General features: G+C 42.6%; 15 protein-coding genes and 6 pseudogenes. 20 read left to right on the top strand and 1 reads right to left on the bottom strand.

Annotation, left to right across the window (positions count from 1 at the left end):
- Positions 1–117: 117 nt before the first annotated feature.
- From JCM19033_RS09605 to JCM19033_RS23405, 20 genes and pseudogenes are all read left to right on the top strand, one after another.
- The gene (locus JCM19033_RS09605; RefSeq protein WP_054636154.1) at positions 118–1,143 is read left to right on the top strand and encodes a methionine ABC transporter ATP-binding protein; all 1,026 of its coding nucleotides are present in this window, start codon (positions 118–120) and stop codon (positions 1,141–1,143) included.
- Positions 1,136–1,804, top strand: coding sequence for a methionine ABC transporter permease (locus JCM19033_RS09610; protein ID WP_054636155.1), 669 nt, complete (start codon positions 1,136–1,138; stop codon positions 1,802–1,804). The genes JCM19033_RS09605 and JCM19033_RS09610 overlap by 8 nt, the downstream gene beginning before the upstream one ends.
- A gap of 16 nt (positions 1,805–1,820) precedes the next feature.
- A complete protein-coding gene (locus tag JCM19033_RS25540) occupies positions 1,821–1,943 on the top strand; it encodes a hypothetical protein (protein ID WP_269758105.1) in 123 nt (40 codons plus the stop codon).
- Positions 1,944–2,005: 62 nt separating this feature from the next.
- Positions 2,006–2,731, top strand: a pseudogene (locus JCM19033_RS09615) (MetQ/NlpA family ABC transporter substrate-binding protein); the annotation flags it as partial.
- 250 nt (positions 2,732–2,981) lie between these two features.
- On the top strand, positions 2,982–3,359 hold the full coding sequence (locus JCM19033_RS09620; RefSeq protein ID WP_054636156.1) for a carboxymuconolactone decarboxylase family protein: 378 nt from the start codon (positions 2,982–2,984) through the stop codon (positions 3,357–3,359).
- Positions 3,360–3,927: 568 nt separating this feature from the next.
- A pseudogene (gene sufC, locus JCM19033_RS09630) lies at positions 3,928–4,718 on the top strand (Fe-S cluster assembly ATPase SufC).
- 11 nt (positions 4,719–4,729) lie between these two features.
- Positions 4,730–6,040: a Fe-S cluster assembly protein SufD gene (gene sufD / locus JCM19033_RS09635; RefSeq protein WP_054636158.1), complete on the top strand. Its 1,311-nt coding sequence runs from the start codon at positions 4,730–4,732 to the stop codon at positions 6,038–6,040.
- On the top strand, positions 6,040–7,266 hold the full coding sequence (locus JCM19033_RS09640) for a cysteine desulfurase (protein ID WP_054636159.1): 1,227 nt from the start codon (positions 6,040–6,042) through the stop codon (positions 7,264–7,266). The genes sufD and JCM19033_RS09640 overlap by 1 nt, the downstream gene beginning before the upstream one ends.
- Positions 7,259–7,696 (top strand): annotated as a pseudogene (gene sufU / locus JCM19033_RS09645) (Fe-S cluster assembly sulfur transfer protein SufU). The gene JCM19033_RS09640 and the pseudogene sufU overlap by 8 nt, the downstream one beginning before the upstream one ends.
- 109 nt (positions 7,697–7,805) lie before the next feature.
- Positions 7,806–9,203 (top strand): Fe-S cluster assembly protein SufB, encoded by a 1,398-nt coding sequence (sufB, locus tag JCM19033_RS09650; protein ID WP_054636160.1) that lies wholly within the window; start codon positions 7,806–7,808, stop codon positions 9,201–9,203.
- A gap of 153 nt (positions 9,204–9,356) precedes the next feature.
- Positions 9,357–10,234: pseudogene (locus JCM19033_RS09655) on the top strand (DUF72 domain-containing protein).
- A gap of 102 nt (positions 10,235–10,336) precedes the next feature.
- Positions 10,337–10,570: a hypothetical protein gene (locus tag JCM19033_RS25545; protein ID WP_269758106.1), complete on the top strand. Its 234-nt coding sequence runs from the start codon at positions 10,337–10,339 to the stop codon at positions 10,568–10,570.
- 41 nt (positions 10,571–10,611) lie between these two features.
- The gene (locus JCM19033_RS25550; RefSeq protein ID WP_269758107.1) at positions 10,612–11,064 is read left to right on the top strand and encodes a hypothetical protein; all 453 of its coding nucleotides are present in this window, start codon (positions 10,612–10,614) and stop codon (positions 11,062–11,064) included.
- Positions 11,061–11,729 (top strand): 5'-nucleotidase C-terminal domain-containing protein, encoded by a 669-nt coding sequence (locus JCM19033_RS25555; RefSeq protein ID WP_269758108.1) that lies wholly within the window; start codon positions 11,061–11,063, stop codon positions 11,727–11,729. The genes JCM19033_RS25550 and JCM19033_RS25555 overlap by 4 nt, the downstream gene beginning before the upstream one ends.
- A gap of 98 nt (positions 11,730–11,827) precedes the next feature.
- Positions 11,828–12,130, top strand: coding sequence for a YunC family protein (locus JCM19033_RS09665; RefSeq protein WP_054636161.1), 303 nt, complete (start codon positions 11,828–11,830; stop codon positions 12,128–12,130).
- Between the two features lie 357 nt (positions 12,131–12,487).
- Positions 12,488–13,280: pseudogene (locus tag JCM19033_RS09670) on the top strand (thymidylate synthase).
- Positions 13,277–13,762: a dihydrofolate reductase gene (locus JCM19033_RS09675; RefSeq protein ID WP_054636162.1), complete on the top strand. Its 486-nt coding sequence runs from the start codon at positions 13,277–13,279 to the stop codon at positions 13,760–13,762. The pseudogene JCM19033_RS09670 and the gene JCM19033_RS09675 overlap by 4 nt, the downstream one beginning before the upstream one ends.
- A gap of 109 nt (positions 13,763–13,871) precedes the next feature.
- Entirely contained in the window at positions 13,872–14,723 is an 852-nt protein-coding gene (yunB, locus tag JCM19033_RS09680; RefSeq protein ID WP_054636163.1) for a sporulation protein YunB, read from the top strand.
- A 578-nt stretch (positions 14,724–15,301) separates the two neighbouring features.
- Positions 15,302–16,831, top strand: a complete 1,530-nt coding sequence (locus tag JCM19033_RS09685; RefSeq protein WP_054636164.1) for a sodium-dependent transporter — start codon at positions 15,302–15,304, stop codon at positions 16,829–16,831.
- A gap of 5 nt (positions 16,832–16,836) precedes the next feature.
- Positions 16,837–16,944, top strand: coding sequence for a methionine/alanine import family NSS transporter small subunit (locus tag JCM19033_RS23405; protein WP_157049829.1), 108 nt, complete (start codon positions 16,837–16,839; stop codon positions 16,942–16,944).
- 28 nt (positions 16,945–16,972) lie between these two features.
- On the opposite strand, the pseudogene JCM19033_RS09690 reads toward JCM19033_RS23405, so the two are convergent.
- A pseudogene (locus JCM19033_RS09690) lies at positions 16,973–17,967 on the bottom strand (M23 family metallopeptidase).
- Positions 17,968–18,053 lie beyond the last annotated feature (86 nt).

The following is an 18,053-nucleotide window of genomic DNA, read 5'->3' on the forward strand; positions in this document are numbered from 1 at the left end:
GCAGAAAGCTTCTTCATAAGGTGCACTTGGTTCCTGGAAATCAAGTGCTTATAACGGAAAGGGAACTAAGTTTCCAGATAAGTGAAATAGGATTTAAAATACCCAAGGGTGGTCTATATGATTACGTTAAAAAACTTAAAAAAGATTTTTAGTACAAAAAGTGGAACGGTCACTGCGGTTGACGGGGTCAACCTTACAATAGAAGAAGGCGAAATTTATGGTGTCATCGGGTACAGTGGAGCCGGCAAAAGTACATTGATTCGGATGCTTAATATGCTTGAGCGACCAAGTGAAGGCGAGGTTACTGTGGCCGGCAATAATATGTCCAACTTAAAAGGAAGGTCATTAAGAAAAGCCAGGCAGGAGATCAGCATGATATTCCAGCATTTCAATCTGCTTTGGTCCAGAACGGTTGCCGAAAATATTGCTTTTCCTTTAGAGATTGCCGGAACACCAAAAGAAGAAAGGCGGTCAAGAGTTAACGAACTTATTAAGCTAGTCGGCCTGGAGGGAAGAGGGGATGCCTATCCTTCTCAGCTTAGCGGGGGGCAAAAGCAAAGAGTAGGCATTGCCCGCGCTCTTGCGAACAACCCTAAAGTGCTATTGTGCGATGAGGCGACGTCCGCTCTTGATCCAAAGACAACAGATTCTATACTGGACTTACTAGTGGATATTAATCAAAAGCTTGGCCTGACCATTGTCCTGATTACCCATGAGATGCATGTCATTCGAAAAATCTGCCACCATGTAGCGGTTATGGAAGGTGGAAAAGTGGTAGAAGAGGGCCCTGTTCTTGATGTATTCCGCAATCCTAAGCAAGAGATGACCAAAGAATTTGTAAAACAAATTACTGAACCTGAAGAAACAATGGAAGCAATTTCTGAACTGTTAAAGGGAACAGAAGGCGGCCCCATCCTAAAGCTTACCTTTGTGGGTGATGATGCCGAACAGCCTTTGATGACTGAAATCATCCAGAAGTTCCAGGTGAGTGTCAATATTCTTCAAGGAAAGATTTCACAGACAAGGGAAGGGAGCTATGGCACATTGTTTGTCCGTCTGGATGGAACGGAAAGCAATTTGCAGAGTGCTCTTCAGTTTATTAAAGAGCAGCAAGTGGAGGCGGAGGTGTTAACTAATGATTGAGACTCTGTTTCCAAATGTACACTGGGAGCGGATGTGGGATGCTACCGTAGAGACGATTTATATGAGTCTTGTATCGGTAGCAGCTACGTTTGTTCTTGGTATTTTACTAGGACTTCTCCTTTACCTTACGGGCAAGGGGAACTTGTGGGAAAACAGGTTTGTAAACAGCATTATTGCGGGTTTTGTAAATTTATTCAGGTCTATTCCTTTCATTATATTAATTATCCTGCTGATCCCCCTGACAACCATTATAGTAGGGACAATGCTTGGGCCAAGCGCGGCCTTGCCGGCACTTATTATCGGGGCGGCACCATTTTACGCCCGTATGGTTGAAATTGGACTCCGTGAAGTGGACAAAGGTGTCATTGAAGCGGCTCAGTCTATGGGAGCAAATCAGCAGCAGATTATTTTCAAAGTTTTATTGCCTGAGTCCATGCCAGCATTGATTTCCGGTATTACAGTAACAGCTATAGCTTTAGTAAGCTATACCGCAATGGCTGGAGTAATTGGTGCAGGAGGACTGGGAGATTTAGCTTTCCGGGAGGGTTTCCAGCGGAATAATCCCGATGTTACCTTAGTGGCTACCATTGCCATCCTGATTATTGTATTTGTTCTACAATGGATTGGCGATCGGCTTACACATACAATTGATAAAAGATAAAGGAGGAGAAACGTACATGAAGTATTTATTGCATGTTTTATCTGTGTTTGCATTAGTACTTGTTCTGGCAGCCTGCGGCACAGCGAGGAGGACGATACTGCAGGAGATGGTGAAGGAGACGGCACAGAGGTTGACGTAGAAGAAGCAGAAGAGGGCGTTGAAGAAGATGATACTGATGCTACAGAGGAAGAGGAGCAGGAGCTCACAATTGGAGCTTCGAATGTCCCTCATGCTGAAATCTTAGAATTTGCATCTGATCAACTTGAAGAAGAAGGTATTACTCTTGATATTAGAACGTTTAATGATTATATCGTTCCTAACCAGGCGCTTGATCAAGAAGAATTGGACGCAAATTATTTCCAGCACATCCCGTACCTTGAGTCTCAAATTGAGGAGCATGGCTATGATTTTGAAAATGCCGGCGGAATCCATATTGAGCCGATTGGTGTTTACTCTCAGGAGTATGACAGCTTAGATGACCTGCCTGAAGGTGCTGAAATTATCATGAGCAGCTCAGTGGCTGACCATGGAAGAATCTTATCAATGCTTGAAGATGAAGGGCTTATCACCTTAACTGAAGGGGCAGGTGTGGAAGCTACCATTGATGATATTGAAGAAAACCCTAGAGACCTCAATTTTCGTGATAACGTAGAAGCAGCTATGCTTCCACAGGCTTTTGATAATAACGAAGGCGATGCTGTTCTTATTAACTCCAATTATGCGATTGACCACGGCTTATCACCAGCTGAAGATGCTATTGCTATTGAATCTCCAGATGATAACCCCTATGTGAATGTGATTGCTGTGCGCAGCGGCGATGAAGATAATGAAGCAATTCAAACGTTAGTCGAAGTGCTTCGTTCTGAAGAAGTTCAAGATTTTATTCTTGAAGAATACGATGGGTCTGTTATCCCAGTTAACGAGTAATAATAAGAGTGAAATGCCGGTTCCTTGAAGGAGCCGGCATTTTTTATTAATTAAACGTGTTCTCTTATTTTATATGTATGGTAAAGAAACGGTAAGGTCTTTCCTTACTCAAAAGAGCAGGGGCTGTATGTGCCTGAGAGTGAAGAATAAAGGGAAGGCACAGGCTTACAGAAAAAGAGCTCTTTGTGTATGAACATGGAATTTTTGTAAACCCTAAAGTTTGATATGGAGATTAAGGAGGAGAACGAAAATGAATCAATCGCAGGATAACCAGGAAACATCACTTATTCAACAAGCATTGCATGACTACAAAGCGGGTTTAGGACACTTTACTGAGCAGATTCCTCATATTGCGCGTAAATATAATGCTTTTACTGAAGCGTGTTTTGAAGAAGGGGAATTGTCTCAAAAAGAAAAACAGCTGATTGCTCTGGGCCTGAGTGTATATTCACAAGATGAGTATTGTATTATTTATCATACACAGGGATGTCTGGATCAGGGATGCAGTGAAAAGGAGATATTAGAAGCCTTAGGAGTGACCGCTGCCTTTGGAGGCGGGGCTGCCATGAGTCAGGCAGTGACTCTCGTACAAGAAGCCATTCAGGACCTTCAGCAAAATACTCACTAATTTGAACGTCTTTTCTTGGCAGTCATGTTACAAGAAGGGCAAGGGGTGTCCCGGTTACATGTTTACTTGCGCAAAATTTTCAAAACAGCCTTTTCTGTAAGGTCAAGGGTCCTATGGAAAAATGGTTGTGAGATTGAGCGTATAAACAGAACAGAGCGGCGGCGCCCCTCTGTTCTTTTACGTCCTTTCTGACTTAAACATGAAGGAACAGCTGACAGGTTTCTTAAACGCTTCTCTCCTTTTTTGCAAAGATTTGTTACAATAAAAAAATACGTGTTTACAAACATAGAATAAATCCTCACCTTCGGTCAGGAAGGCACATAGTGAGTACTTTTTTAAATATATTCAATCTTCAGGACATATGGTACGATGAAACTTCTTGGCCGCGATAGTTGTAACATAGTAGTTATTCAAGGTAAACTAGGTAAAGATTATGTTTAACAACACAGGGATAGTGGTAACTCCTTGAACTTAGTTTGGATTTGTTATAAAATTATAATGATAATAGATTGAGAATAAGGGGTATGCAAGTCACCCATTATATTTATAAATATGGAGGTATTTTTAGATGTCAGCACCTAACCTTAAGATCGAAAATCTTCATGTAGCTATTGAAGGAAAAGAAATTATTAAAGATTTTAACCTTGAAATTAAGGGTGGAGAAATACACGCAATTATGGGACCTAACGGTACGGGGAAATCCACCTCGCTTCTGCTATTATGGGGCATCCTAAATATGAAATTACGAGCGGTAAAGTCTTTTTAGACGGAAAAGACGTTTTGGATATGGAAGTAGATGAGCGTGCAAGAGCCGGGCTTTTCCTGGCTATGCAGTATCCGAGTGAAATCGCTGGTGTAACAAATGCTGATTTCATGCGTTCAGCCATTAATGCTGGCCGAGAAGAAGGAAAAGAAATTTCTCTTATGAAATTTATCCGCAAAATGGATGAAAAAATGGACGTTCTGGATATGGACCAGGCTTTCTCCCAGCGTTACCTGAATGAAGGCTTTTCCGGTGGGGAGAAAAAGCGTAACGAAATTCTTCAGCTTCTTATGCTTGAACCAAAGATCGCTATTCTTGATGAAATTGACTCTGGTCTTGATATTGATGCCTTAAAAGTCGTTTCTAATGGAGTTAACGACATGAGAGGGCCTGAGTTTGGCTGTTTAATTATCACTCACTACCAGCGTCTATTGAACTACATCACTCCTGATAAAGTCCATGTCATGATGCAAGGACGTATTGTGAAAACCGGCGGGGCAGAACTTGCTGAGCGCCTGGAAGCAGAAGGCTATGACTGGATTAAAGAAGAGCTTGGCATTGAAGATGAAAAAGTCGGCCAAGAAACGCAAGCGTAGGAGGTTATATCATGTCAGTGGATACTAAGTTGACGTTCGACGAACAATATATCAGAGATTTTTCAAAAGGAAAGGGCGAACCTGAGTGGCTGACTGAACAACGAGTGGCTGCCTACCAGCTTGCGGAAAAGCTTGGTTTGCCAAAACCGGAAAAGACCAATATTACAAAATGGAATTTCACTGAATTTAAACATGAGGGCAAGCCTTCTGAAACTTTTGATAAAGTGGAAGACCTTGATGAAAATATTCAAAAGCTTATCGATAAGAGCTCTGGTGAACAAAATGTGATTGTTTATCGTGACGGAGTTCCCGTTTATAAAAATGTAAGCAGTGCTTTAGAAGAGCAGGGTGTCATTTTTACCGATATGCAGACAGCAGTTCAAAACCATGAAGAGCTTGTGAAAAAGTACTTTATGGGCAAAGCGGTTGATGTAGATGAGCACCGCTTAACTGCACTTCACGTAGCTCTTATGAACGGCGGTACCTTCCTCTATGTGCCAAAGAACGTAGAGATCACAGTGCCTCTTCAAACGATTAACTGGCAAGAGGACGGGGAAGCTGCTCTATTCAACCACGTGATTGTTGCTGCTGAAGATAACAGCAAGGTGACATTTTTAGAGAACTACGTGTCATTTAATAAAGAAGCTGCCGCTGTAGCAAATAATGTAGCAGAAGTATATGCAGGACCCGGATCCAACATTACATTCTGCGGCGTAGATAATTTTGAAAAAGGCGTGACCACTTACACTAACCGTCGTGGCCACGTAGAGAAGGATGGAAGAATTGACTGGGTGCTTGGCCAAATGAACGAAGGAAATACGGTTTCTGAAAACATTACTCTCCTCGTTGGAGATGGATCCTATGGAGACACGAAAACAGTGACCATCGGACGTGGGGAGCAGAGCCAGAACTTTGTTTCCAATATGGTTCATTTCGGCAAGAATTCCCGTGGGTATATCTTGACTCATGGGGTCATGAAGGATAAAGCAAGCTCAATCTTCAATGGGATTACAAAGATTGAGCATGGGGCAACCAAGTCTGACGGAGTACAGACAGAACGTGTTCTTATGCTAAGCGAGAAAGCACGGGGAGACGCCAACCCGATCCTCTTGATTGATGAAGATGATGTTACGGCAGGACACGCAGCATCAGTAGGGCAAATTGATCCAATGCAAATGTTCTACATGATGAGCCGCGGGATCTCCCGGACAGAAGCCGAACGCTTGATTATTTTTGGTTTCCTGGCACCTGTAGTAAACGAACTGCCTATTGAATCTGTAAGAAACAGCCTTACTGAACTTATTGAAAGGAAGGTTTACTAATGGATGTACGTGAAATCCGCAAGATGTTTCCCATCTTGGATCAGGAGGTCAATGGCCATCCTTTAGTATATTTAGATAGCTCAGCCACTTCTCAAAAGCCTGTACAGGTGATTGAGAAGTTGGATGACTATTACCGCCGGTATAACTCCAATGTACACCGTGGTGTCCACACCCTGGGAACACTGGCTACTGAAGGCTATGAAGGAGCAAGGGAAAAGGTCAGGGCTTTCATTAATGCCAAAAGTACAGAAGAGATCGTGTTTACGAGGGGGGCAACAGCTGCCCTCAACCTGGTAGCTTCAAGCTACGCCCGCGACAACCTCTCAGAAGGCGATGAGATTGTTATTACACAAATGGAGCATCATAGTAATATCATTCCCTGGCAGCAGGCAGCTAAGGCTACAGGAGCCACTCTAAAGTATATTCCTATGCAGGAAGACGGATCCATTTCCCTTGAAGATGTAAGGGAAACGGTTACGGATAACACAAAGATTGTAGCTGTAATCCAGGTTTCCAATGTATTAGGTACAATCAATCCGGTAAAAGAAATTACGTCTATTGCTCACGAAAAAGGAGCAGTATCCGTAATAGATGGCGCACAAAGCATTCCTCATATGAAAGTGGATGTGCAGGATATTGATTGTGATTTTCTGGCATTTTCCGGTCATAAGATGTGTGGGCCAACTGGAATCGGGGTATTGTATGGTAAAAAGAAGTGGCTGAATAACATGGAGCCCGTTGAATTTGGCGGCGAAATGATCGATTTTGTTGATTGGCAGGAATCTACCTGGAAGGAGCTTCCATGGAAGTTTGAAGGTGGAACCCCAATTATCGGAGGAGCCATTGGGCTGGCAGCAGCCATTGATTTTCTGAACGAAATAGGGCTTGAGAATATAGAAGAGCATGAAACGAAGCTCGTCAATTATGCAATCGAAAGGCTTCAAAGCGAAGTGAAAGGATTGCAGATATATGGACCGAAAAAACGGGCGGGTATTGTCACTTTTAATGTAGAAAACGTCCATCCTCATGACCTGGCAACAGTTCTTGATTCTGAAGGAATAGCAGTCCGGGCAGGCCATCATTGTGCCCAGCCGCTGATGAGGTGGCTGAAAGCGACAGCAACTGCCCGTGCCAGCTTTTATCTATATAACACCGAAGAAGATGTTGATGCTCTAGTGAAAGGCCTAATAAAAACAAAGGAGTATTTCGGTGATGTCTTTGCATAGTAACAATCTAGATACCCTATACCGGCAAGTCATCATGGATCACTATAAAAATCCCCGAAACCGCGGAGGTATTGAGGAGATACGTTAACAGTGAACATGAATAACCCTACATGCGGAGACCGCATTGAACTTCAAATGCAAGTTGAGGATGGAAAGATTTCTGAAGCTAAGTTTTCAGGTGAAGGCTGTTCGATCAGTTTATCCTCTGCTTCGATGATGACTGAAGTAATTAAGGGAAGACCTGTGGAAGAAGCGCTTGAACTAGCAGATATTTTCTCCAAGATGATGCAGGGAGAAGATTATGACGATGAAAAATACGACCTTGGTGATATAGAAGCTTCAAGGGGTTCAGAAGTTTCCTGCACGAATTAAATGTGCAACCTTAGCATGGAAGGCCATGGAAAAAGGATTAAATAACGAAGAAGAATAGGAAGAAGGCGTTTTGTACCTGAAGAAGAAAGTTAGGTACAGAAGGCTGACTTCGGGACTTGGGATTTTATAAGCATGTATTGCATGCTACTTTTAAGGAGGGTTTTCACATGGCTAAGAAAATGCCTGAAATCGGCGAATATAAATACGGCTTTCATGACAAAGACGTATCGATTTATCGTTCAGAGCGCGGGCTTACTGAAGAGATAGTCCGTCAAATTTCAAAAATCAAAGAAGAGCCGGAATGGATGCTGAATTTCCGCTTGAAGTCTCTAGAGCAGTTTTACAAAATGCCTATGCCTCAGTGGGGCGGAGATCTTGCAGAATTGAAGTTCGATGAGATCACTTATTATGTTAAGCCTTCTGAGCGCTCCGAAAAGTCTTGGGATGAAGTACCGGAAGAAATTAAGAACACGTTCGATAAACTGGGAATTCCTGAAGCAGAACAGAAATACCTTGCTGGTGTATCCGCGCAGTATGAATCTGAAGTGGTCTATCACAATATGCAAGAAGACCTTGAAGCTCAAGGGATTATCTTTAAAGATACGGATACAGCGTTGAAAGAGGACGAAGAAATTTTCCGTAAGCACTTTGGCACAGTGATTCCTCCATCGGATAACAAATTTGCTGCCTTGAATTCAGCTGTGTGGTCCGGCGGATCCTTTATCTATGTTCCAAAAGGTGTAAAAACGGATACACCTCTACAAGCTTATTTCCGTATTAACTCTGAGAACATGGGTCAGTTTGAGCGTACGCTTATTATCGCGGATGAAGACAGCTCTGTACACTATGTAGAAGGATGTACAGCGCCTGTATATTCCACAAACTCTCTGCATAGTGCAGTGGTTGAAATCATCGTTAAAAAAGACGCTTACTGCCGTTATACAACCATCCAGAACTGGGCACCTAATATCTTTAACCTGGTAACAAAGCGTGCAGTTGCTGAAGCTGGTGCTACCATGGAGTGGGTTGACGGTAATATCGGTTCAAAGCTGACGATGAAGTACCCAGCTGTCATTATGAAAGGCGAAGGAGCAAAAGGTACAATTCTTTCCATTGCCATTGCCGGGAAAGGGCAGCATCAGGATGCCGGTGCAAAGGTAATGCATTTAGCACCGAATTGTTCTTCAACCATCGTCTCAAAATCAATTTCTAAACACGGCGGTAAGGTAACGTATCGCGGAATTGCTCACTTTGGACGTAAGTCTGAAGGATCCAAGTCCAAGATTGAGTGTGATACTCTTATCATGGACAACGAGTCTACCTCCGATACAATTCCTTACAACGAAATTCTAAATAACAACATTACTCTTGAGCACGAAGCGACAGTTTCTAAAGTGTCAGAGGATCAGTTATTTTATTTGATGAGCCGCGGAATTTCTGAAGAAGAAGCGACAGAAATGATCGTAATGGGCTTTATCGAACCATTTACAAAAGAACTGCCAATGGAGTATGCGGTAGAGATGAACCGTCTTATCCGCTTTGAAATGGAAGGTTCCATCGGGTAAGTCTATTATGACGGCAGCCATGGAAAAGCGAACCCAGATGGGTTCGCTTTTTCTTATGTTCAAGACTTTCAATTTAAAAAAACAGGTGTATGTATTATACTGCTAAGGGAAAATGAGTGGGAACGATAATCAGCTAATTTGGAGGGGCAATCTATGATTTACGTTGGAGTCACAGGCTGGGGGATCATGACACCCTTTACAGCAAGGGAACGCGCCCAGGTGAGAAATTAAAAGAGTACGGCAGTCATTTTCCTACTGTTGAAGTAGATGCATCTTTTTACGCGGTGCAACCGCAACGAAACTATGAAAAATGGGTGAGGGAAACACCAGATAATTTCAGATTTGTTGTGAAAGCTTATCAGGGCATGACAGGACATGAACGAAAAGAGATCCCATTTGCTTCAAAAGAGGAAATGTACGAAGCATATCTTGAGTCACTAGAGCCGGTCATTGAGAGCGGGAAGCTTGCGATGGTACTTTGCCAGTTTCCACCCTGGTTCGACTGTAATAAAGAAAATGTAGAGTTCCTCCGCTACACAAAGGATAAATTAGGAACACTCCCGGCAGCTTTGGAATTTAGGAATAATACCTGGTTTTCACCAGAATATTATAATAAGACCTTAGAGTTTATGGAGCGTGAAGAGTGGATTCACAGCATTTGTGACGAGCCGCAAATTGGAGAAGCTTCCGTGCCGACTGTTTTGCACCCCACTCATTCTGAAAAAACTCTTATACGTCTTCACGGAAGGAACCATGAAGCGTGGAAAAAGCCAGCCAAAGGAGATAAGTGGAGAGAAACTCGCTATCTTTATAATTATTCGAGGAATGAATTAAACGAATGGCTGGAGAATATTGATAAAATAAAAGACGAAACCAAAGATATTTATATGCTCTTTAATAATAATTCTGGCGGAGATGCAGCACCAAATGCAAAATCGTTTTTGGAGCTGGCTGGAATCTCTTATGAAGGTCTGGCTCCAAAACAGCTGAGCTTGTTTGAAGATCATAAAGGAAGTGGGAAGAGTCCTTGAGAGCACTAATGAAAGGATGGCTGTTGTTTTGCTCTCCCTCTCATGACTCTGGCTAAGAGTGTAAGGGAAAGGGCATGATTTGAAAACGAAGGCGGTGAAGCTATGGCAGACTATCCAATTTATATTTACCATACTAACGATTTACACAGTCACTTATCTCAGTGGCCTTTGGCTGCGGGATTTTTGAATCATCAGGATAAGTATCATAAAACTCGTAAAGAAACAGCTTTATTCTTTGATATAGGAGATCACGCAGACCGAGTACACCCTATTACAGAAGGGACAAAAGGCAAGGGGAATGTCAGGCTGCTGAATAAAACGCTATCCACCACGTAACTATAGGAAATAATGAAGGAATCACTTTTTCAAAAGAAGATTTGGATCATTTATATGATGATGCACAATTCACGGTTCTCACAGCTAACTTGTTTGAAAAGGATGGAAGTCGCCCCAGTTGGGCCAAGCCCTATGATTTCATAACTGTTGAAAATGATACGGTGATAGGCATCATTGGAGTAACGGTTCCGTTTTATCCATTCTACGACCAATTGGGCTGGCAGATAAAGGACCCGGAGACTCTATTACCATCGCTAGTGAGCGAGGTGAAGCAAAAGGCTGATATTATTATTCTCCTGTCTCACCTTGGCTATCATAATGATGAGAAAATTGCCCGGGAACATAAGGATATAGATGTAATCCTTGGCGCTCATACTCATAATCTTCTAAAAACAGCACAGAATATCAATGGCACACTAGTGCTCAGTGCGGAAAGCACGGTTACTATGCGGGACAGATACGTTTGCTTGTTGACGAGGAAACAAAAAGGGTGAAACACAAGGAAGGAGGAGCCATAGAGGTCAGCCATCATCCTATGTGTGAAGAGACGCAAGTACTTATGGAAGAGCTGCAGATAGAATCAAGTAAGGTTATGGAAACTCCCATTGTTGAACTTAAGCAGCCATTGGAAATTTCATGGACAGAACCTTCACAGTTTGCCGATATGCTGGCAACAGGTGTGCGAGAATGGTGCGGAACTGAACTAGCGATGATTAATTCAGGGCTGCTTCTTGAATCATTATCTCCAGGTGTGATTACGAGAAGAGAGCTTCATCGGCTCTGTCCCCACCCAATCAATCCTTGTATCGTAAAAGTTAAGGGAGCAGTATTAAAGGAAACAATCCATGCAGCATTTACAGAAAAAATGATCCACCTTCCATTAAAAGGATTCGGTTTTCGCGGAGAGATGCTGGGGAGAATGGCTTTCAGCGGAATGGAAGTCCATACCACACCTGGAGGCAATGGACACACGCGTGTAGATGGTATCTACATCAATGGCAAAGCTATCGAATTACAGGAATATTACTCGGTAGCGACTGCTGACATGTTTACGTTTGGTCCCTTGTACCCTGGACTGTCCCAGGCTGAATATAAGGAATACTTCATGCCGGAGCTAATGAGAGATATTCTGGCAAAAACATTAAAAGATTACGCATAGAACCTTTCTCTTTTGAAAACACCTTCTCTGATGGCACGAGAGATGAGTACTCTGCATATAGTAGGGGCGAGAGGTGTATAGGAGGGGGGCGTTAAATAATGATGAAAATGGAGCCTGTTGAAATACAAGGAAAACTCTTTAAAGCTGTCACTGTAGACTTACCGAAGACCAAACTAATGGCAGTGACGAATGAAAAAGGATATATTATGTGCGGAGCACTGGACGTAGGCTTATTAAACGCCAAGTTAAAAGATCGAAAAGTCATAGCTGGCCGAGCCGTGGGAGTCAGGAGCATAGAAGAGCTTCTGGAAGCTCCTCTTGAATCCGTTACAGTAGAAGCTGAAAAGATGGGCATTACAAAAGGTATGCCAGGTAAAGAAGCACTGCTTAAAATGGTATGAATAACTGACCGGTTTATTGAAACCGGTCTTTTCTTTTAGGAAAGCACGGTGGTTTCCTGTTTTGTTATGCCCTTTTAAAGAGGCAGGCATGACATTCGTTTCTCGCTTGTAACGGTTGCACCTTTGCGGTGGACAAGCCTTTTTACGATCAAAAAAACGGACTTTCTTTGTCTGTCTGGTAAGCTGGATTTTTGAAAGCAACAGCATTTAATTACAGTAGAGGTCTTCTTGCAAGCGTACGGGGTCAGACAAAGCTTGCGGGATTTTGTGTAAAACAGGGAGAGTAAGAGTAGGGAAAAAATCTCTGGCAGGTGTTACAATGGGAAGTAATGATTTAACAGAAGGGCGGTACAAGGCATGCAGCAATATTTGGACCTATGTCGGCACATCTTAGACAATGGAACGAAAAAAGAAGACAGGACAGGAACAGGAACAATAAGCACCTTTGGCTACCAAACCAGGTTTAATCTTCAAGAAGGGTTCCCGGTTATTACAACGAAGAAGCTCCATCTCCGTTCTATCATCCACGAACTCCTCTGGTTTCTAAAAGGGGACACAAACGTGAAATATCTGCAGGATAATAACGTAAGAATTTGGAATGAGTGGGCTGATGAAGATGGTGAGCTTGGCCCTATATACGGAAAGCAATGGAGATCCTGGGAGGGAGCAAACGGACGGACGGTTGACCAAATATCTGAAGTGATTGACCAAATTAAGAATAATCCTGATTCCAGGCGATTAATTGTTAATGCATGGAACGCTGCTGAAATAGAGGATATGGCTCTGGCTCCCTGCCACTGCCTGTTTCAATTCTACGTTGTAGATGGCAAGCTTTCCTGCCAGCTGTATCAGCGAAGCGCCGATGTGTTTCTCGGGGTTCCCTTTAACATTGCATCATACGCTCTCTTAACAAAAATGATTGCCCAGGTTTGTGACCTGGAGGCACATGAATTTATCCATACCTTTGGGGATGCGCATATTTATTTAAATCATGTAGAGCAAATTCAGCTTCAATTAACAAGAGACCCTCGTCCCCTCCCGACAATGGAAATAAATCCAGACGTAAAATCGATATTTGATTTTACTATTGATGATTTTATTTTAAAAGTACGACCCTCATCCACACATTAAAGGAGAAGTTTCTGTATGATTTCGTTTGTAGTAGCGATGGACAAGCAAGGAGTTATTGGGAAAGACAATAAGCTGCCATGGTACCTGCCGGCCGATTTAAAGCACTTCAAAGAGACGACGATTGACTCACCTATTGTCATGGGAAGAAAAACCTTTGAATCCATTGGAAAACCTCTTCCAAAAAGGACAAACGTTATTTTAACCAAAGATGAGAACTATACAGCAGAAGGGTGTGAAATCATTCATTCCCCTGAGGACGTTCATAACTACGGAGATGATCATGGAGAGGTTTTTGTAATTGGGGGAGCTAAGGTGTTTGAGGAGCTCTTTCCGGAAGCTGAAAAATTATACCTTACAATAATAGATGAGAAATTTGATGGCGATACCTACTTTCCAGAGTGGAATGAGGAAGAATGGAAGCTAATCGAGGAAAAGGAAGGAACAGTGGATGAGAAAAATAAGTATCCACACCGGTTTCTGACTTATAAAAGGAAAGGCTAGGGTAAAGGGATTTCTTCCCTTTTATGCTCCAAGGAAGGAACGAAAAAAGGATAAGTATATACCCCGTCCCCTCTTGCATACACATAAAGTAGGCAAAGGGGGCATTTTTATGGGGAAAAACAGAAGATGGAAAAGACAAAAAGGACCCCTCCCATTTCGGTATGTCTTTTTGCTTTCGTCAATAATCTTTATTGCGCTCACAATCCAGGGGTTGTGGCTGGTGGATCAGGGGATCCGTCCAACCTTAATTGCAATTGCAAAAACAGAAACACAAAAAATTGCCACTCAGGCTATAAATGATGCCATTTCAAAGAAAATTGTAGAAAACATTGATATGGAAGAGCTCATGGTCATTGAGAAGGATAACCAGGGAAATATTACGTCCGTAGGCTTTAATCCTCAGGTTTCAAACAGGGTGCTTTCTGAAGCTACGTTAAGGGTACAAAAGTATTTAAAAATGGTAGAAGAGGGCAAAATTGAGGATTTAGGTCTCCCGGATGGAATAGAGATGGAGTTTGATAAAGAAACTTTTACTGAAAACGGTATTATTCATATGATCCCCCTTGGGCAGGCGACTAATAATGCCCTGCTCGCTCATTTGGGCCCTAAGGTTCCTGTACGTTTTACAGCGATTGGTGATGTGAAAGCAACGATGACTGAGTCTATTTATGAGTCAGGGATCAATAACACATATATAAGGGTTTCCCTTGATCTGGAAGTAGACGTCAAAGTCGTTATCCCTTTTGCCACTGATGACGCGGTGGTTCCAACCTCAATTCCTATTGGCATGGTGTTTGTTTCCGGTCAGGTTCCGGATTTCTACAATCACGGGCAAGGTGATATGCCGGCACCGGCAATCATACAGGAAAAGGATCTTGAAGATATTATTCATCCTAGTGAAGAGAATGAGGAAGAAGTTCTTGAAGTTCCTGATCAGGAGATGGAAATAGTCCCTGACTAAAAAGAAAACCATAGAAGATATTTTCAGAGAGTGTCCCAAAAGCGTAAGCTTTTGCGGAAAACTCTCTTTTTTTGGTTTTGATATCTGTTACCAGACGCTCCATAAGCATCTAAAGGTACAAGCGCCTCAGCCGCTCACGTGCTCTTCATTCGTATTCACGGTGCCTTTTAGGCCGCCGGCATGGCCTTAGATTCCTCGTAAAAACACCTTGGGGAATCCCTGGCGCGAGCAATCTCACAGGCGTTTCTCACTTTTGCAATCAAATAAATTATTATTGCTTTCCTTTTTTTGAAAAAAAGGAGGAAAGGTATTATTTACATAGAACATTTGTAAGGAGGAAGAGGAAGGTATATTTCACAAACAACAAGTGATTTAGAAAAAAACGTTGACAATAGTCCTAATAAAAAATATAATGAGATAACGAATTGTCAAAAAAAGTCGAAAAGGAGGGAAGTTCACAACTCAAACGCTGTGCAAGGGTGGAAAAAGAAGATAATACATCTAGTCTAACTTATATTTTTCTGAATATTCTTTATTGTAGTAACCAATCTAAAAAGAGATGAAGGGGGAAGGTTCCCATGAGAGAGCAGTGGGGAACTAGAGCAGGTTTTATTTTAGCGGCCGTAGGTTCGGCTATTGGCCTGGGCAATATTTGGCGGTTCCCGGCAGTAGCATACGAAAATGGCGGCGGAGCATTCTTTATTCCTTATCTATTTGCCTTGTTAACTGCAGGTATTCCGTTGTTGATTCTGGAATTTACTATCGGTCATAAGTATCGCGGATCTGCACCGCTGAGTTATGCGCGGATGAACAGAAAGGCAGAATGGATCGGATGGTGGGCTGTATTTGTCTCGTTTGTCATTTCAACCTACTACGCTGTCATTATTGCTTGGGCAATGTCTTACAGTGTTTTCGCCATTAACCAGACATGGGGAGAAGATACTGAAGGATTTTTATTCGGGGACTACTTAAACCTTGCCGAGGTGCCCGGACAGGTAGGAAGCTTTGTCCCTGGTGTATTAATACCGTTAATTATTGTCTGGGTCGTAACACTTGGTGTGTTATTTAGAGGGGTTCAAAAAGGGATTGAGTGGGCTAACCGTATTTTTATTCCAACACTTGTTGTCTTATTCTTAATTATAGTTATTCGTGCGGTTACGCTTCCAGGAGCGGTAGACGGTCTCCAGGCATTTTTCGAACCTAACTTTGAAACCATTACATCTGGAAGTGTGTGGGTCGCGGCATACGGACAAATATTCTTTAGTTTGTCGATAGCCTTTGCCATTATGATCACGTATTCCAGTTATTTACCAAAGAAATCTGACATCACCAACAATGCTTTTATTACAGGATTTAGTAATTCAAGCTTTGAATTACTTGCAGGTATTGGAGTATTTGCTGCCCTTGGTTTTATGGCCATGCAGGCAGGTGTTGGTGTATCTGAAGTGGTAGCCGGTGGTATTGGTCTTGCTTTTGTGGTCTTTCCAATGATAATAAATGAGTTTCCGGCTTTAAACGGGCTGTTTGGCTTTTTGTTCTTTGCCTCACTTGTCCTTGCAGGTTTATCATCTTTAATCTCAATTTCTGAAACCTACGTCAAAGGGATCTCTGAGAAGTTTGGAATTTCCAGAGCAAAGGCTGTAACGATTGGCGGAGGGATTGCAGCATTGATCTCCTTGGTCTTTGCTACGCAAGGTGGATTGTTCTTCCTCGATGCTGCAGATTACTTTATTAACCAGTTTGGTGTAGCCTTTATTGGCCTCGTCCAGGTCATTGCTATAGCGTGGATCATGCGTAAGCTTAATGTGTTTCAGGATCACGCCAATGGTATTTCGGATATCCGTCTTGGTCTTTGGTGGAAGGTTTGTTTAGGCGTCATTACACCAGTTGTTTTAGGGTACATGATGTTTGATCTCTTCAGAACAAACCTGCTTGGTCTGTTTGATACAGAAACCGGTAACTATGAAGGATATTCAGATGCATTTATTCTTTGGGGCGGTTGGGCTGTAGCTGCTTTCGCAATCATTGCAGGGTTTGTCTTTATGGCAATCCGCTGGAGAAGTCGTGACATAGTTGATGAAGTTGATTCGCAAGAAAGGGAGGGTTGATAGCTATGACTGGCAGCGCACTGTTTATGATGATTTTAGGGATGATGATTATCTGGGGCGGTATGGCAGGAAGCATAATCCACGCCCGCAGAGTATCAAAAAATAATCGTTAAAAAAGCAGGGGAGCTTTTCTCCCCTGCTTTATTTTTTTCTTCTTTCTTGTTTTTCCCAGGAACGAAGGTTTGGGTATGGGTCAAAAGACCATTCAGTGTAGCCATTATCCCTATACATCCCGTAATGGAGGTGAGGAGGGAATTTTCCCTGGGTGCCCGGCTTTCCGTATCCGGAGCTTCCAACATACCCAATAACAGTACCTGGTTCAACAAGTGTCCCTTTTTTAATGTCCTTTTCAAAACCGCTTAAATGTGCGTAGTAATGATACACATTATTGTTGTCCCTGATTCCTATCCGCCAGCCTCCAAACCTGTTCCAGCCTTTTAGTTCCACGACACCATATGTGGTAGAGCGAACCGGCGTGTTGTACCCTGCAAAAATATCGGTTCCTTCATGTATTCTTCTTCCGCCCCAGCCTCTGCGATCTCCCCAAGTACTGCGGTAACTATAGTTATAGTTTAAAGGGACAGGGAAAACCCGGTCATCGAGGTCAAGTTTTTGATGTTTCTTATATAGATCTGCATGGCCTTTAATGATATTGACTGCCTGGTCCCGCTGATAGTAATCCCACAAGCCGATTTCTATATTATCGTCATCATGGCCGTAAGAGGCTAAATAGCTGGCAAAGGTAAATAAGATATCCATGTCGTTTACCCGGGAAGCCTTTCCATCCTGATCTCCATCAAGACCAATCCCTTCAAATAAGGCTAATGAGTAAGGGTCTTCATCTTCCCAATCAGGGTTTAACGGCCCCGCCCACTCTTTGGGAGCATAGTAAATGCTGATAAGTCCTTCCGTTTCTTCTCTGTCTTTTCTGGCCCGCCGTATTCCTCTTTCATAAGCGTCCACGCTGCCAGCCAGTACCAGGGAACGTAAGTAACAGCTTCCATCTGTTTATAAAGGGTCATACGTCCTTTATAAATATCATCAGCTGACATTTCTTCTGCTGCAATACCTTGATGGAGAGGCAAAGAAAGACAAATGATTATAGCTGATATAAAAATAAGGAAAAATCGTTTCATATCTAGACTCCTACCTTTCAGAAACGGTATCTGCTTGTTAGTGTGACCTATTTATATAAAAAAGATAAAGACAATCATTGGAAACA

It is taken from the genome of Thalassobacillus sp. C254, from assembly GCF_001310615.1.

Coding starts and splice junctions, on each gene's coding strand:
- JCM19033_RS09675 (WP_054636162.1), top strand. CDS start 13,277: ATGATTTCGTTTGTAGTAGCGATGGACAAGCAAGGAGTTATTGGGAAA.
- JCM19033_RS09665 (WP_054636161.1), top strand. CDS start 11,828: ATGATGAAAATGGAGCCTGTTGAAATACAAGGAAAACTCTTTAAAGCT.
- JCM19033_RS25540 (WP_269758105.1), top strand. CDS start 1,821: ATGAAGTATTTATTGCATGTTTTATCTGTGTTTGCATTAGTACTTGTT.
- JCM19033_RS23405 (WP_157049829.1), top strand. CDS start 16,837: ATGACTGGCAGCGCACTGTTTATGATGATTTTAGGGATGATGATTATC.
- JCM19033_RS09605 (WP_054636154.1), top strand. CDS start 118: ATGATTACGTTAAAAAACTTAAAAAAGATTTTTAGTACAAAAAGTGGA.
- JCM19033_RS25545 (WP_269758106.1), top strand. CDS start 10,337: ATGGCAGACTATCCAATTTATATTTACCATACTAACGATTTACACAGT.
- sufD (WP_054636158.1), top strand. CDS start 4,730: ATGTCAGTGGATACTAAGTTGACGTTCGACGAACAATATATCAGAGAT.
- JCM19033_RS09685 (WP_054636164.1), top strand. CDS start 15,302: ATGAGAGAGCAGTGGGGAACTAGAGCAGGTTTTATTTTAGCGGCCGTA.
- JCM19033_RS09620 (WP_054636156.1), top strand. CDS start 2,982: ATGAATCAATCGCAGGATAACCAGGAAACATCACTTATTCAACAAGCA.
- JCM19033_RS09610 (WP_054636155.1), top strand. CDS start 1,136: ATGATTGAGACTCTGTTTCCAAATGTACACTGGGAGCGGATGTGGGAT.
- JCM19033_RS09640 (WP_054636159.1), top strand. CDS start 6,040: ATGGATGTACGTGAAATCCGCAAGATGTTTCCCATCTTGGATCAGGAG.
- sufB (WP_054636160.1), top strand. CDS start 7,806: ATGGCTAAGAAAATGCCTGAAATCGGCGAATATAAATACGGCTTTCAT.
- yunB (WP_054636163.1), top strand. CDS start 13,872: ATGGGGAAAAACAGAAGATGGAAAAGACAAAAAGGACCCCTCCCATTT.